The sequence below is a fragment of the Brevibacillus fortis genome, from assembly GCF_046196545.1.
GTDB classification, from domain to species: domain Bacteria; phylum Bacillota; class Bacilli; order Brevibacillales; family Brevibacillaceae; genus Brevibacillus; species Brevibacillus fortis_A.
On sequence record NZ_CP176370.1, the window covers coordinates 2,705,891 to 2,720,420 of the forward strand.

At 47.4% G+C, this 14,530-nt stretch carries 12 protein-coding genes; all 12 read left to right on the plus strand.

Annotated elements, in window-relative coordinates; translation table 11 throughout:
- Positions 1-118: 118 nt before the first annotated feature.
- Positions 119-646, plus strand: a complete 528-nt coding sequence (locus tag ACKKE8_RS14080) for a hypothetical protein (RefSeq protein ID WP_409178668.1) — start codon at positions 119-121, stop codon at positions 644-646.
- Complete coding sequence (locus tag ACKKE8_RS14085; RefSeq protein WP_409178669.1) at positions 639-2,150, plus strand: AAA family ATPase; 1,512 nt, start codon at positions 639-641, stop codon at positions 2,148-2,150. The genes ACKKE8_RS14080 and ACKKE8_RS14085 overlap by 8 nt, the downstream gene beginning before the upstream one ends.
- 178 nt (positions 2,151-2,328) lie before the next feature.
- Positions 2,329-5,148 carry a WIAG-tail domain gene (locus tag ACKKE8_RS14090; RefSeq protein ID WP_409178670.1) on the plus strand — a complete coding sequence of 940 codons (2,820 nt, stop codon included), beginning with the start codon at positions 2,329-2,331 and terminating at the stop codon, positions 5,146-5,148.
- Between the two features lie 216 nt (positions 5,149-5,364).
- Entirely contained in the window at positions 5,365-6,654 is a 1,290-nt protein-coding gene (asnS, locus tag ACKKE8_RS14095) for an asparagine--tRNA ligase (RefSeq protein ID WP_409178671.1), read from the plus strand.
- 122 nt (positions 6,655-6,776) lie between these two features.
- Entirely contained in the window at positions 6,777-7,460 is a 684-nt protein-coding gene (locus ACKKE8_RS14100) for a DnaD domain-containing protein (RefSeq protein WP_007723121.1), read from the plus strand.
- Between the two features lie 105 nt (positions 7,461-7,565).
- Complete coding sequence (locus tag ACKKE8_RS14105; RefSeq protein ID WP_409178672.1) at positions 7,566-7,988, plus strand: hypothetical protein; 423 nt, start codon at positions 7,566-7,568, stop codon at positions 7,986-7,988.
- The gene (locus tag ACKKE8_RS14110) at positions 7,969-9,141 is read left to right on the plus strand and encodes a glycosyltransferase family 4 protein (RefSeq protein ID WP_409178673.1); all 1,173 of its coding nucleotides are present in this window, start codon (positions 7,969-7,971) and stop codon (positions 9,139-9,141) included. The genes ACKKE8_RS14105 and ACKKE8_RS14110 overlap by 20 nt, the downstream gene beginning before the upstream one ends.
- A 123-nt stretch (positions 9,142-9,264) precedes the next feature.
- Positions 9,265-10,311 carry a glucose-1-phosphate thymidylyltransferase gene (locus ACKKE8_RS14115; protein WP_409178674.1) on the plus strand — a complete coding sequence of 349 codons (1,047 nt, stop codon included), beginning with the start codon at positions 9,265-9,267 and terminating at the stop codon, positions 10,309-10,311.
- A complete protein-coding gene (locus ACKKE8_RS14120) occupies positions 10,308-11,111 on the plus strand; it encodes a glycosyltransferase family 2 protein (RefSeq protein WP_409178675.1) in 804 nt (267 codons plus the stop codon). Before ACKKE8_RS14115 ends, ACKKE8_RS14120 begins: the two co-directional genes overlap by 4 nt.
- Positions 11,108-12,058, plus strand: coding sequence for an NAD-dependent epimerase/dehydratase family protein (locus ACKKE8_RS14125; RefSeq protein WP_409178676.1), 951 nt, complete (start codon positions 11,108-11,110; stop codon positions 12,056-12,058). Before ACKKE8_RS14120 ends, ACKKE8_RS14125 begins: the two co-directional genes overlap by 4 nt.
- A 26-nt stretch (positions 12,059-12,084) precedes the next feature.
- On the plus strand, positions 12,085-13,158 hold the full coding sequence (locus ACKKE8_RS14130; protein WP_409178677.1) for a glycosyltransferase: 1,074 nt from the start codon (positions 12,085-12,087) through the stop codon (positions 13,156-13,158).
- A gap of 12 nt (positions 13,159-13,170) precedes the next feature.
- The gene (locus ACKKE8_RS14135; RefSeq protein ID WP_409178678.1) at positions 13,171-14,457 is read left to right on the plus strand and encodes a UDP-glucose dehydrogenase family protein; all 1,287 of its coding nucleotides are present in this window, start codon (positions 13,171-13,173) and stop codon (positions 14,455-14,457) included.
- The last annotated feature ends 73 nt before the right edge of the window (positions 14,458-14,530 follow it).

Genomic DNA, 14,530 nt, shown 5'->3' on the forward strand with positions numbered 1-14,530 from the left:
GAGAAGGCCTGTTTGGCATTCCATCCAACATCTGTATAAGGAATTGATATACTCATATGATATACTGGGGATGTTGCAGAGAGAGAAAAAGAGAACGATATTTATGGGGGGAGTAGCCGTGCAGTTGAAAAAGAGCGCAATTGGATTATCTTTGGTGGCAACATTGGCACTCCTGTTCGGAGGATGGTTCTTGTATCAAAAGATGGAGATTGAGGAGCCAATCCGTGCAGAAATCGGACAAATGCAGTCCGCAACATTGGGCCATTTGGAGATCAGCAAAGATAAAATTCAAATAGATGTAACTGTTACAAAACCAGACGCATTTCCAGCAGAATATCGCAATCTGCTAACGGAAACACAAAAGATCGCAGGGGAAAAAGAAGTGGTCATTGACATAGACAATCAGTCGACAGCGATGAACGATATTTGGCAGAGCGGTCAATTTGTGTTTACAGAAGCAGTGGAGCTGCATGAATATAGCCGCATTCCAGCCCTCGTGGAACAATGGAAAAAGGGGAATCAGCTGGACGAAGCATCTGCATTGATGGATGACGAGAACATTTATGTGTACTTGAAAAAAGGAACGGAGGATTTCTACACCATCATACCCCGTTCCATTGAAAAAGAGGTGACGGCACGTGCGTAAGGAAGTACTGATCGGCGTCGTACCTGCACTGTTGATTTTTCTTGTTTTTCTAGGGGTAAATATTACGCCATTCCTGGTGTTCGGAGCCGTACTGGGGGCGATTTATTTTCTGGTCATCCGTCAGCAAAATGGACAAGGCGGGAATGTCGCCCTCGGTGGGAAAAGAAAAGTAAACAAGCATGAGCTGCCGAAATCGGACGTGCAGTTTGCCGATATCGGTGGACAGGAACGCGCTAAAAAAGAACTGAAGGAATCGCTTGATTTTCTCGTGTATAAGGACAAAATTGAGCAGTACGGGATCCGCCCGATCAAAGGTGTTCTTTTGACAGGTCCTCCTGGTACGGGGAAGACACTGATGGCGAAAGCGGCAGCGAACTATACAAATTCTGCTTTTGTGGCAGCATCAGGTTCGCAGTTTGTAGAGATGTACGTCGGTGTCGGTGCACAACGCGTCCGTGAATTGTTTCAAGAAGCGAAGGCATTAGCGGAGAAAAATGGGCAAGACAGCGCGATTATTTTTATCGATGAGATCGATGTCGTCGGTGGAAAAAGGGACGGTCAACAGCAACGTGAATACGACCAAACCTTGAATCAACTGTTGACGGAGATGGATGGTGTAGCTACGACTGACAAGCCGAGGGTTTTAGTCATGGCAGCTACGAACCGGAAAGACATGCTCGATGCAGCGCTGTTGCGTCCTGGTCGTTTTGACCGTCATATTAGCGTTGATCTTCCAGACAAGCCAGCACGCGAGCAGATTTTGACCATTCATACGGCTAATAAACCGCTAGGCGAGGACGTCACATTGGAAAAAGTGGCACAGGAGACATTCGGTTTTTCTGGCGCACAGCTGGAAAGTGTAGCGAATGAAGCGGCTATTTACGCCATGCGTGACCGTCAGGAAAAGATCAGTGCGAAGCATTTTGGTTATGCAGTGGACAAGGTCATGCTCGGAGAGAAAGTAGACCGTCAAGCATCAGAGGAAGAGAAGAAGCGTGTTGCTCTCCATGAATTGGGACATGCCATTGTCAGTGAGATGGTGCGACCAGGCTCTGTCTCGCAGGTCACGCTGAGTCCACGGGGCAAAGCACTTGGATACGTCCGACAAAATCCAATGGAAGACCGCTATCTGTATACCAAGGATGCGATGGAAAAGCAAATCATGGTTAGCCTTGGAGGAGCCGTAGCGGAGGAAATCTACTACGGTGGCCGCAGTACTGGATCGAAGAATGACTTCGAGCAAGCGCTGGGAATGGCACAGGAAATTGTACAAAGCGGTATGTCAGAGCTGGGGATTGTACATTTGCAATATGTGGATAAGAGTCGTATTCATGACGAGGTTGAGCGTCTGCTGGAAGGATTGCTCGTAGAAACTCGCAATCTTTTGAGACAATATGACTCCGTATTCCAAACAGGCTTGTACACATTAATGGAAGCGGAAGTTCTGCAAGGTGATGAGTTCAGGACGCTTTTGTCACAAACGAAAGAAGAAGTTGCCGTATAAATGAAGAAAAAGAACCTGCTAGCCAATGGAAGAGTTGGCGAAGCAGGTTTCTTTGCGTTTGCTGGCAACTTAGGCCGATAAGAATGAAACAATTTTGTAGACACGGTGCCAAATAGGGAAATGGATGAATATCCTACAAAAGTGATACGGGAATGAAATCAGGAGGCAAGGAGACCCTATGGCCAATGTGAACCGGCGAAAAGCAAACAAAAGTCTGAGCAAAACCTTTAGGCAGACCATGAACGAGTTACCGCTCTCTTATACATCATCACCGGATCGGGAGTGGATGGAAGACCTCGAATTAAATCTGCTTGAAAGTAATTTGGAGAGCAGTCAGAGAATACCTCCCATCTCTGCTGCCACACCGAAAGAGCAACAAAAACCGATTCCCAAAGTACCCAAGCAGGACCTATCCTCCAAGCAGGACTCGGCTTTCAAACAGGACCCATCTTTCAAGCAGGACACGTCTTTCAAACAGGACTCGTCTTTCAAACAGGACTTGTCTTCCAAAAAGGACTCGTCTTCCAAACAGGATTCATCTTCCAAACAGAACGTATCCTCCAAACAAAGCTCATCCGCCAATCAGAACTTTTACTCGAAGGTCCTCAAAGACCGAAATGATGATCGTGTCCAATCGTTTGTCTATACAGACGACTTGACAGATCAATCTGTGACTACAGAAAAAATTGCGAATCGTGCCATTGACGCGTCCAAGATTAAGCAAGGCGCCGTGGATAATTCGATTTTGAAGGATTATGCCGTGGACAGCAGTAAGCTCGCGGACAAGAGCGTAACTTCCACCAAACTCGCACCGCATGCAGTACAGAGGGACCATCTTGGGCAGGGAATCGTAAGCGGTGAGCATTTGCAGGATTATTCGATTTCTGCACAAAAATTAATCAACCATAGTATTACGTCGGAGAAGTTAGCTGATAAAACCATCGACTCGATGAAATTTGCCGATCACTCGATCCAGAGCAAGCATATTCAGGACCAAGCAATCACGAATGAGTTGATCCAGGATCAATCGATTACCTCGGAAAAAATAAAGATGGGGTCCATTCAAACAAGTAACCTCGCCAATTATGTGATCAATACAGTAAAGATTGAGGATGGAGCTGTCACAGGGGATAAAATACGTGATGGAGCAGTGACTTCAACGAAGATAGACGAGGATGCAGTTGAGTCTCAGCATATTCGTGAAGGCTCCATCCACCATCATCATCTCACAGAAGAGATAATAGATGGCAGTAACATTACCGCTGGCAGCATCACGGATCATCACATAGCATTTCAGGCCATTTATACCCAGCATCTATATCCTGAAGCGGTGACGAGCGATAAAATAGGGCCATATGCGATTTTGACTGAGCATTTGGACAACAACAGTGTCACGACAGAAAAGCTCGCCAAGGAATCAATCAGCAGCACACATTTACAAGCTGGAAGTGTCCTATCAAGCCACTTGCAAGATGGGATGCTGACGTCCAAAAAAATCGGGGATCAGCAGATTACCACTGCCAAGATAGCTGACAAGGCTGTCACTACCGACAAATTGGCGAACAAGAGTGTAGGAGAGCAACACTTGCTCGATGAGAGCGTGAGTTCACGACATCTGATTGACGGGTCGATTCGCGCAGAAAAGCTGGCAAGAAGATCGGTAGAAGAACAACATTTGGCTGACAGACTCATTGGGGGCAATCATCTACGGGAGTACATCATCCAGACACAGCATCTGCATGACCACTTGGTGACCACGTCAAAATTGGCGCCGGAATCTGTTTCCACAGACAAAATTTCAGATCTAAGCATTACGACAAGCAAACTTGGAGATGCCATCATCACAGCTCCCAAAATAGCCAAAGATGCGATCAAGACACGCCATCTGGGCAGATCAGCCGTCACGGCGGAAAAGATTGCGGAAAAAGCAATATCGTCTACGCATCTCAACAGTCACATCATTCAAGCGGACCATCTTCAGGGTAACTCCATTTCCAAGGAAAAAATACAGGACGGCAGTGTCACCCGAGAGAAAATTGCCGATCAGAGCATTGATACGAGCAAGCTAGATAGCCATTCCGTTCATGGCGCTCATGTCATAAAAGGCAGCTTGGATGGAACTCATATTAAGGAAGGGACGCTTAAAGGAAGTCATCTTGTTAGCAGGAGCATAACAGAACAGCATCTGCAAAACCGGATCATTACGCAAGAAAAACTGGCAGAGGACTCCGTGACCGGTTCTAAAATTACGTCTAGAGCTGTCACTACGCATCACATTGCGGATCAGTCAATTAGCGCGGAGAAGCTGAGCTTTCCGGTAGTTGAGACGCATAATCACATTGGCGTAACCTTGCAACAATTCGGTTTCGTCCCCTTCAGACTTTCTGCCACGAGCAAGTCTACAGATGTAACCGTTCGATTGCCACAGCCTTATGCGGATACACATTATTGTATGGTGGCGATGACCAATCAAGCGGGAATATATACGTCGCTCAAATACACGAAAAGAACTTCAGCGATCATCACCGTCTTTCGCAATCAAGAGGGGCAGGAAGCGACAGGTGTGATTCACTGGATCGGGATTGGAGTAAAAGGGGTAGATGTCCCACACGAATTGCTGGAGTGGTCAACAGAGGTAGAACAACTGGAGGCAGAAGAAGTCGAGGAAGATCAGAGTGAGGAAGATCACGACTTTGAAGAGGAAGACATGGATGATGAAGATGTGGAAGATGAGGACGTGGAAGACGAAGATACGGATGATGAAGACGGGGAAGATGAGGACATGGAAGACGAAGATACGGATGATGAAGACAGGGAAGATGAGGACATGGAAGACGAATATGCGGATGATGAAGACATGGAAGACGAGTACACGGACGAGGATGACATGGAGGATCAGGACATGGATGAAGATGAAGAAGACACGGATGACAGTTATCTCGAGCAAGATTATGAAAGTAGTGAAGAATACGATAGCGATATCGAAAACGATAAATAATTCGGTAGGAAACAACAATGGGGCGAGTGGATGATTCAGAAGCAGGGAGGCCGATGTTGAGATCAGGTCTCCCAAATGTACATTTGTTTACATAATTATTTTATGGTTAACATTATGCAGGGAGACTTTCATTGAATTTGCAGGCCCCCAATAGTATAATTGTTAGGTATACTTAGTCTGTATTTGCGTGGCATGGTAAATGGAGGGAATCATTCAATGTTGACGACGATTGCCCGAATCGGGCAGCATGTTGGACAAGAAGTACGCCTAGGATGCTGGTTATACAACAAACGCAGCAGCGGCAAGATTCAATTTTTGCAGCTTCGCGACGGCTCCGGCTTCATCCAAGGTGTAGTAGTAAAAGCGGAAGTAGGGGAAGAAGTGTGGGAGAATGCATCGCAGCTCACACAAGAAAGCTCACTTTACATAACCGGTGTAGTTCGTGCGGATGACCGCGCACCAAGCGGTTACGAACTGACAGTAACAGGTGTGGAAATTATTCAGATCGCCCAGGAATATCCGATTTCCTTGAAGGAACACGGTGTTGACTTCCTCATGGACCATCGCCACCTGTGGCTGCGTTCTCCACGTCAGCGTGCAGTCATGGCTGTGCGTTCCGAGGTGATTCGCGCCATGTATGAGTTCTTCCACGAGAACGGTTTCGTAAAAGTAGATCCACCGATCTTGACACCGACCTCTGCGGAAGGTACCACCAATCTGTTCCATACCAAATATTTTGAGGAGGATGCGTATCTTTCGCAGTCCGGCCAGCTTTATATGGAAGCAGCCGCTATGGCGTTAGGTCGCGTTTACTCTTTCGGTCCAACTTTCCGTGCCGAGAAATCCAAGACACGTCGTCACTTGATCGAGTTCTGGATGATCGAGCCGGAGATGACTTTCGTGGATCACGAAGAAAATCTGCGTATTCAGGAAGCGTTTGTTTCTCATGTGGTACAATCCGTATTGAAAAACTGTGAGCGCGAACTGAAAACGTTGGAGCGCGATACAACAAAACTGCAAAATGTAACGGGGTCGTTCCCACGCATCTCTTATGATGATGCGATTAAACTGTTGCAGGAAAAAGGTAGCGAGATCAAATGGGGAGACGACTTCGGGGCACCGGATGAGACGATGATTGCGGACCACTTCGACAAGCCTGTTTTCATCACCCATTATCCTACTGAAATCAAGGCTTTCTACATGAAGCCACACCCTGAACGTCCGGAAGTGGTTCTGTGCGCGGACATGATCGCACCTGAAGGCTACGGTGAAATCATCGGGGGTAGCCAGCGGATTGATGATCCAGAACTCTTGGAGAAACGTTTTGCTGAGCATGAGCTTTCGGAAGAGGCATATCGCTGGTATTTGGATCTGCGCAAATACGGTACAGTTCCTCACTCCGGCTTCGGTTTGGGTCTGGAGCGTACGATTGCATGGATTTGTGGTCTGGATCATGTGCGTGAAACCATTCCATTCCCACGCATGCTGAATCGTCTCTACCCATAGAAAGTTCCTTTATCAATGAACGATCTACACCCTGTTGCGCGAGGGCAGCAGGGTGTTCCTATTGTTTGACAGCGCGTTTTACGCACTCCCTTGTTATTCCAACCCAGAGGTGAATATGCGTTATGGACTCCCATATATTGCAATTGTTGCAAGAAGGAGCAACATCCGTCTCCAACCTTCTTTTGAAAATGTATAAGCGTATGTCATTGACTGATGACGAGATGATGCTACTGATTCATCTGCTGTCCTTTCAGCAGGAAGGGAATCGATTCCCGACCTTAACAGAGCTGGAGGAACGCATGTCCATGACGAGCAGGAGATTAATTCAATCTCTACAAAAGCTATTAAAAGAAGATTGGATTACGATAGATGAGTTTATCGATCCACAGACTGGCATGCGTCATGAGCAATACAATTTGACCCCCTTGTACAAAAAGCTGTACCAGACCTGGCGGGAGCAGCAAGCAGACCCGAGAAGCATGGAGCCCTTTATGGAGGTGGCCGTTTCTCTGGATGCCGAACCTGTTGCCATTTACGCTCGTTTTGAGCAGGCATTTGGTCGCCCGTTAGCGCCATTTGAATTGGAGAACATCCACATGTGGACCGAACAGGACGGCTATCAGGAAGAATTGATTTTGACCGCTTTGCGTGAGGCTGCAACCGTGGGCAAACTCCACATCCGCTATATCGACAGGATCTTGCTCGAATGGCAAAAGCAGCAGATTACAACGGTAGAACAAGCGCGTCTTTACAGCTTGAACTTCCGTAGACAAGCAAATATGAGAGACCACGGGCAACCGCTTTGATTTCATCCAAATCAAGCGGTTTTTTCTATGTCACCGTACACGTACCCATTTTCCTTGTCTGTCATAACATATTACGTAGATGCAAGCTTCAGGAGGCGATGACTTGTGGAAAAACGGAAAAAATGGGATCTGTCTCATTGGGTAACACCAGGTGTTTTTTCAGGAAATTATGTCGTAGATGAGGCAGTTCAACGTATTTCAATCGTAAAAGCCAATGAAAAACCGGAAGAGGAAGTAACGGAAAACGTCCAGGAGTTGGTCGTAAATACAACAGTAGAGCAGCCAAAGGAACTGGTCTTGGAGCCTACCTTCGAAATTATTATGAGAGAGACCGATGTGGCAGTCGTGGAACAGGTTCACAAGCTTGAACAAGAAGTGTTGGAACTGAAAGAGGCGCTGGCTTCGTGGGAAGAAAGATGGGAGAAGCTTGAAGAGCACCATACAAAACAATTGCAGTACTTGTATCAAGTAGTTCTTTCACTGAAAAAGGAGTGGGAGATCGAGCGAAATGAACATCGCAATTATTAGTCCGGGTCCCTTTTCTGTACCACCTGTCAAAGGAAGCTCGGTTGAACACGATATTGACGAGGTCACAAAGATGATCGAGCCCATGCATAACGTGACGATCTACACTCGTCAATGTGCGACCTATCCGACCTCATCCGTGGAAGAAAACCGGCAGTTCATTCGCGTCCCGTATCATGGGCCAAAGCCTTATTTGCGCCGGATTATTAACCATATCAAGAAGAACAAGCCAGATGTCATCCTCGTGGAAAACAGACCGATCTATGTTCTCACTTTAAAACGCCATTTTCCCAAGATCCCGGTCTTTGTGAATATGCACTCTCACGTGTATGGGTCACAGCCGATCATTACCAAGGAAAATATGCGGCGTGCCGTTCGACTGGCAACAGGTTTTATTACGAACAGTGAATTTTTACGTCAGCACTTTATTCGGACGTGCAAGATTCCTGCAAATAAAATTCATGCGGTTCACCTCGGAGTCGATGTCACTCCTTATCAGGTTGCAAAGATAGCAGTCAAAAAAATGCGTCAAGAACTCGGATTGAAGCCAGATGATCGCGTCTTGTTTTATGCCGGCAGACTCATGCGCGGAAAAGGGGTGCATCTGCTGATTAAAGCCTTTCGCCAGGTGAGCAAACAAGACCCGAAAGCCAAGCTCGTCATTGTAGGCGGTACGGGATACGGCAGTAATCGCCTGAATTCGTATGTTCGAGAGCTCAAGCGACTTGCGAAGCCTTTGGGTGAAAAGGTGCGTTTCGTCAATTTCGTACCATCCGCAAAAATGCCGCTTTACTATCAAATTGGGGATGTCGTGGCGACACCATCTGTTTGGAAAGAAGCGTTTTGCCGTGTCAATTTAGAGGCAATGGCTTCCGGAAAGCCTGTCATTTCCACTCCACGAGGCGGTATTCGTGAAGTGGTTGCCCATGAGAAAAGTGGCTTTATCATTCCGCCAAAAGATTGGGAAAAAGGATTGCCTGCTGTCTGGGAACTGTTGTGGAGTTCACCTGCCGTCCGGAATGAAATGGGCAAACAGGCCCTGCAACGAGCTAAGTTTTTTTCTTGGTACGCGACAGCGCAAGGCTATCTGAACGTGTTTGAAACAGTCGTTCCAACGCGAAGTGAAGAGAAACAACCGCTTTTAAAAACAGGTTAATTCGAACGTAAAGGATGTAGGTGGTTGCCTTTTCTTGCGTCAATGTGGACGTCTGCCCTGTCCAGCTTATCCAGATACGCATACCTTATAAGTATCGCAGAGCAAAACTGGGGAGTGATACTTGTGAAAGGGTTAATCTTGTGTGCTGGACGTGGGACGCGACTGCACCCCTTTTCCTATTCGCAACCGAAAACCCTCCTCCCTGTGGCCAATCACCCGGTCTTACACTATTGCATTCGCAAACTGCGTGAAGTGGGCATTCAGGAAATAGGCATCGTGATACATCCTTCTCAAGTACAGATTCCTCCCATGGTGGGCGATGGTAGTCAATTCGGGGCTACCATTACGTTTATCAGGCAGGAGGTACCATTGGGAATTGCCCATGCTGTCCAGCTAGCGCAACCGTTTTTGCAAGACGAACCGTTTATCTTGCTACTAGGTGATAATTTATTGATGGATTCGCTTCACGGGCTTACAAAAGCGTTTACGAAGAGAAAATCTGACGGTGTCGTGATGCTAAGTAAAGTGGAGAGACCACAGGATTATGGGATCGCAGAAGTACAAAAAGGACGACTGATCTCTGTAGAGGAGAAGCCACGTCAGCCAAAGAGCAATCTGGCGGTTATTGGCGCATACCTGTTTACGCCACCTATTTTTGAGTCGATTGCCACCCTGCAGCCATCTCCCCGAGGCGAACTAGAAATAACGGATGCGATTCAATCAATGATTAATCGCGGATTCAAATTGTCTCACTCCGTCACCAACGGAAAGTATTCGGATGTGGGAACCATCGATCGCTGGCTGGAGGCCAACCAGTGGATGCTTACGAGGGAGCTAGGCAATCAACATCAAATTGGCAAAGGAACGATTGTAAAAAATGCGAAGATTACAGGTCCTGTACTAATCGGTGATGATTGTGTAATTGAAAATTGCGAAATAGGACCGTACGTCTCGATTCAAAATGGCGTAAGCTTGAGAAATTGCTCGTATATCGAAAACAGTATCTTGCTGGAAAACAGCTCGCTGCAAGACATTGCTTGGAAAATAACTAACAGCGTTTTCGGCCGCTCATCGATGATGACGGGTCAATCTTCTAACAGTACGGGAGTCTTCATTGTTAGCGACAAATCGTCCATTTGCATTCCGGCTGTCAAGAGGGAGGACGTATGAATCCGACCTTTACTGTAGTCATTCCGACATACAATCGCGCCAAGTTTATTCGCAAAGCCATCAAAAGCGTCTTGAATCAAACCTCAAAAGATTGGAAGCTGTTGATCATTGACGATGCATCCACCGATCGAACCAGAAGTAAAATTGAAAAATATATGTACCACCCAAACATTATGTATCATCGAATGGAACAAAATTCTGGAATCGGCAAAGTCATGAATCAGGCATTGTCCATGGTGGATACCCCCTATCTCATACAACTCGACTCCGATGACTGGTTACCGAAACGGACGCTGGCCGTGCTCAAAAAGTACATCCACAAAAGCAAGAAAAGCACAGCTCTGTTCTATGGCAACATGAACATCTGGAAAGTTAGGCGCGGAAAGTATACCAAGACGATTAAGGTGAAGCACAAGACGTTTCATAACAAGTACCAGTTTCTGAAGTACAATCGATGGATGGTTTCTCCACGTTGCTATCGCGTAGAAGCCCTGCATCAAGTGGGTGGTTGGGATACCTCGGATCGATACGAGGGAAGGATCATGGAGGATCGGCGAATCATTTTGCGATTAATTGAAAAGTATCGGGTGAGATACATCAACAAAATCCTTTACAATCGGACGAAGCACAAAGGTCAGCTCACGGACAGCAAGATGAAGTTCCGCCGTAATTATTTGCGAAAAAAAACATTCAAATATTATCTGAAAAGGTGGGGCAAGAAGTACAAGGCCATCTATGGTTACAAGAACGGTTATTTGGTCATTAGACGGCTGAAGAAAGTGAGGCGTCGGAGGCGATGAAGAAAGCTCTTGTCACCGGCTGTGCAGGTTTTATAGGGTCTCATTTGACGCAGCGCTTGTTGAACGATGGCGTGACAGTCATCGGGATAGACGGGTTCATCGATAACTACGATGTTGCTGCGAAACTGCGTAATCTGGCCGAAATAGGAAAACATCCTGCCTTCACCTTCCACTCTACAACGCTTCAGACTGGGCGTTGGGACATTTGGCTCGAGAACGTCGATGTTGTTTTCCATCTCGCTGCCTTGCCGGGAGTGAGAAACAGCTGGGGAAAGTCCTTTGCTGATTATGTTAGCCATAATATTTTGGCTACACAAGAATTGCTGGAGGCTTGCTTGCAAAGACCGAAGCCACCTGTCATCGTGGTCTCGTCCTCTTCCTCGGTTTACGGGACGATGCAAGGGACAGTTACCAATGAAAATGCGCCTCTTCGCCCAGTTTCCCCTTATGGTGTGACCAAGGAAGCGATGGAGCAAATCTGCTCGGTTTATGTAAAAGCTTATGGACTCCCGGTTACCATGCTGCGCTACTTTACGGTATACGGTCCCAGACAGCGTCCCGATATGGCTTTTCATCGGTTCTTTCGTCAAATGATGAAAGGCGAGCAGGTCATCATCTATGGTGATGGCCAGCAATCACGAGACTTTACGTATGTGACAGACGCGGTAGAGGCAAATCTACTCGCTGCACAGCATGCTGTTCCCGGTGACATTTTTAATGTGGGTGGGGATCGGGAAATCAAGCTCATCGATGTGCTATCCATCATGGGCACGTTAATGAATCTGACCCCTCGCATTGTGTATCAAAATGGGCCGGCAGGTGACTCCTTACGAACCTGTGCGGATATCCAATTTGCCCAACAACGCTTGGGATACAAACCAAAAGTGACGCTAGAAGAGGGCCTTCGCCATCAATTAGCAGAGATTCGTTCGCAATCGAAGGGGTAACACCCGTCATCAAGGAGGCCAGTTGCATGCATCGGGTCCTCGTTTATCGTAGAAAGTTTCTTCCCAAGAGTGAAACATTCATTTACGAGCAATTGCTTGGACATCAAGTGGTCAAACCCGTGGTGTTGACCCGACAGCGAGCCTTTAACCGAAAACAATTTCCTTACTCGCCGGTCTATGTGCGCAAGCATATGGCCGGCCTCTCCACTTGGCTGCGACGAAAAAAAATTAAATGCCTGCATGCCCGTTTTGGTCCTGCTGGATTAGAATTGCTCCCTTATGCACAAAAAAGCAAGCTCCCCCTAATCACTTCCTTTCACGGTTTTGATGCGACCAAGCGCGTCAAAGAAAATCCATTGTACAGACGGTCCCTTACCCGTCTCTTTCGAAAGGGCCATGCGTTTACAGTCGTGAGCAATCACATGAGAAAGCGATTGATTCGTCTGGGCTGTCCCCCATCCAAAATTACCCTTATCCGCTCAGGAATTGATTTGCGCAAATTTCCCATGCTGCCGCCACAGCCCGTGGAAAACGGGGAGTACCGATTGCTAAGCGTAGGGAGACTGACTGAAAAAAAGGGTATGGATACGTTAATCAAGGCGTTTACCCACGTGCATAAAAAACATCCCAAGGCGAAGCTAATCATCGTCGGCGATGGAGAAGAAAAAAAGAAGCTCAAACGACTGATCAAGAAAAACAGGTTAGGCACACAAGTCGTGCTCAAAGGAGCTCTGCCACATCGTGAAGTCCAGCGTGAACTGGCCAAATGCCATTTGTTCATCATCGCATGCAAGACTGCGAGAAATGGCAACCAAGAGGGGATTCCCAATGTCATCATGGAAGCGATGGCTAGTGGACGCCCTGTCATTTCCACCTATCACGCGGGGATTCCAGAGCTGGTCGAAAACAAAGTGACCGGATATCTGGTCCCGGAGAAATCACCGACTGCGCTCGGGAAAATGATAAACCGTGTATTAACAGATAATCACGAGTGGGGACAGATCACGACGGAGGCTCGACTGAAAGTAGAAAAAAACCACGATATTCATAAGCAACGGATGAGGCTAGAAGAGCTCTATTTGCGTGTGTCGAAAAAATGATGAGGTGAAGGAATGAAAGTTGCCGTTATTGGGACCGGCTACGTAGGCTTGACGACTGCTGTCTCCCTTGCCATGAACGGTCATCAGGTGATCGGTATTGACCTCGTTGCGTCCAAAGTAGAAAAATTGCGCCAAGGGATCTCTCCGATTTACGAGCCGGGCTTAGAAGAGGCATTGAAAAAAGTATTAGATGATGGCGCGCTTGCTTTTTTTACGGATCTGACAGAGGCGAAGGACGCAGAGATTTTTTTCCTTTGTGTGGGGACACCTGAAGCAGCAGACGGCACAGCCGATTTAACGTATTTACTCGGGGCTGTTTCTGATATTGAAAAGGTCCATTCGCTCGCGCCGCAAGAACGCATCGTGGTAATCAAGAGTACCGTTCCAGTCGGAACTGGCGAAAAAGTATCCGGGATGCTGGCTGGCTGCCAAGGAGTATCTGTTGCATCCAACCCGGAGTTTTTACGGGAAGGGAGTGCATTATTGGACGCACTGGAGCCTTCGCGAATCGTCATTGGCGTAGATAATCCTCAGGCAGCGGCTCGCATGGAGGAGCTGTACAACGGTGTAAAGGCACCGAGAGTAATCACCACCAGAGCAAACGCCGAGCTGATCAAATACGCTTCGAATGCATTTTTGGCAACCCGAATCTCCTTCATGAATGAGCTAGCACGGTTAAGTACCGCACTCGGGACGGATATCGTGACGATCGCACGAGGGATGGGACTGGACAGCCGAATCGGTCCGCAATTTTTACGGGCAGGAGTAGGCTATGGCGGCTCCTGTTTTCCGAAGGATACGATTGCGTTATTGCAGCTCGCAGCAGAGCACAATGTTCACTTAAGCATTTTGGATAAAGTACGAGAGGTGAATGCTACACAGCCTGGCTGGTTTTTGGAGCAGCTGTGCTTGCAGCTCCCTTGTCTGAAAGGCAAACAAATTGCCGTATTGGGGTTGACGTTTAAACCGGATACGGATGACATCCGCGAAGCGCCATCACTCAAATTGATAGAAGCACTCCTGCAAAAAGGTGCTTCTGTAAAGGCTTTCGATCCGATTGGAGCACCTGGTGTCAGCAAGCTGTTTCCACAGATCACGTACACGCAATCCGCGGCAGAAGCATGCGAGGGAGCACACGCCGCATTATTGGTCACAGAATGGGAACCGTGTGTCCAACTGGATTGGAAACAGGTTCATCAAAGTATGGCGCAACCGCTCTTGGTAGACGGAAGAAATGCCTGGCCGAACCAGGAGGTAAAGGAAGCAGGCTTTCACTATATTGGAGTAGGAAGAAGCTGACTTTTCCATTTCGGGAAAGCTCGGCTTTTTTTCTGTGGATAATGGGAAAGCGCCTGATTAATTTGAACCTGTA

Coding starts and splice junctions, on each gene's coding strand:
- ACKKE8_RS14090 (WP_409178670.1), top strand. CDS start 2,329: ATGGCCAATGTGAACCGGCGAAAAGCAAACAAAAGTCTGAGCAAAACC.
- asnS (WP_409178671.1), top strand. CDS start 5,365: ATGTTGACGACGATTGCCCGAATCGGGCAGCATGTTGGACAAGAAGTA.
- ACKKE8_RS14100 (WP_007723121.1), top strand. CDS start 6,777: ATGGACTCCCATATATTGCAATTGTTGCAAGAAGGAGCAACATCCGTC.
- ACKKE8_RS14110 (WP_409178673.1), top strand. CDS start 7,969: ATGAACATCGCAATTATTAGTCCGGGTCCCTTTTCTGTACCACCTGTC.
- ACKKE8_RS14120 (WP_409178675.1), top strand. CDS start 10,308: ATGAATCCGACCTTTACTGTAGTCATTCCGACATACAATCGCGCCAAG.
- ACKKE8_RS14125 (WP_409178676.1), top strand. CDS start 11,108: ATGAAGAAAGCTCTTGTCACCGGCTGTGCAGGTTTTATAGGGTCTCAT.
- ACKKE8_RS14130 (WP_409178677.1), top strand. CDS start 12,085: ATGCATCGGGTCCTCGTTTATCGTAGAAAGTTTCTTCCCAAGAGTGAA.
- ACKKE8_RS14135 (WP_409178678.1), top strand. CDS start 13,171: ATGAAAGTTGCCGTTATTGGGACCGGCTACGTAGGCTTGACGACTGCT.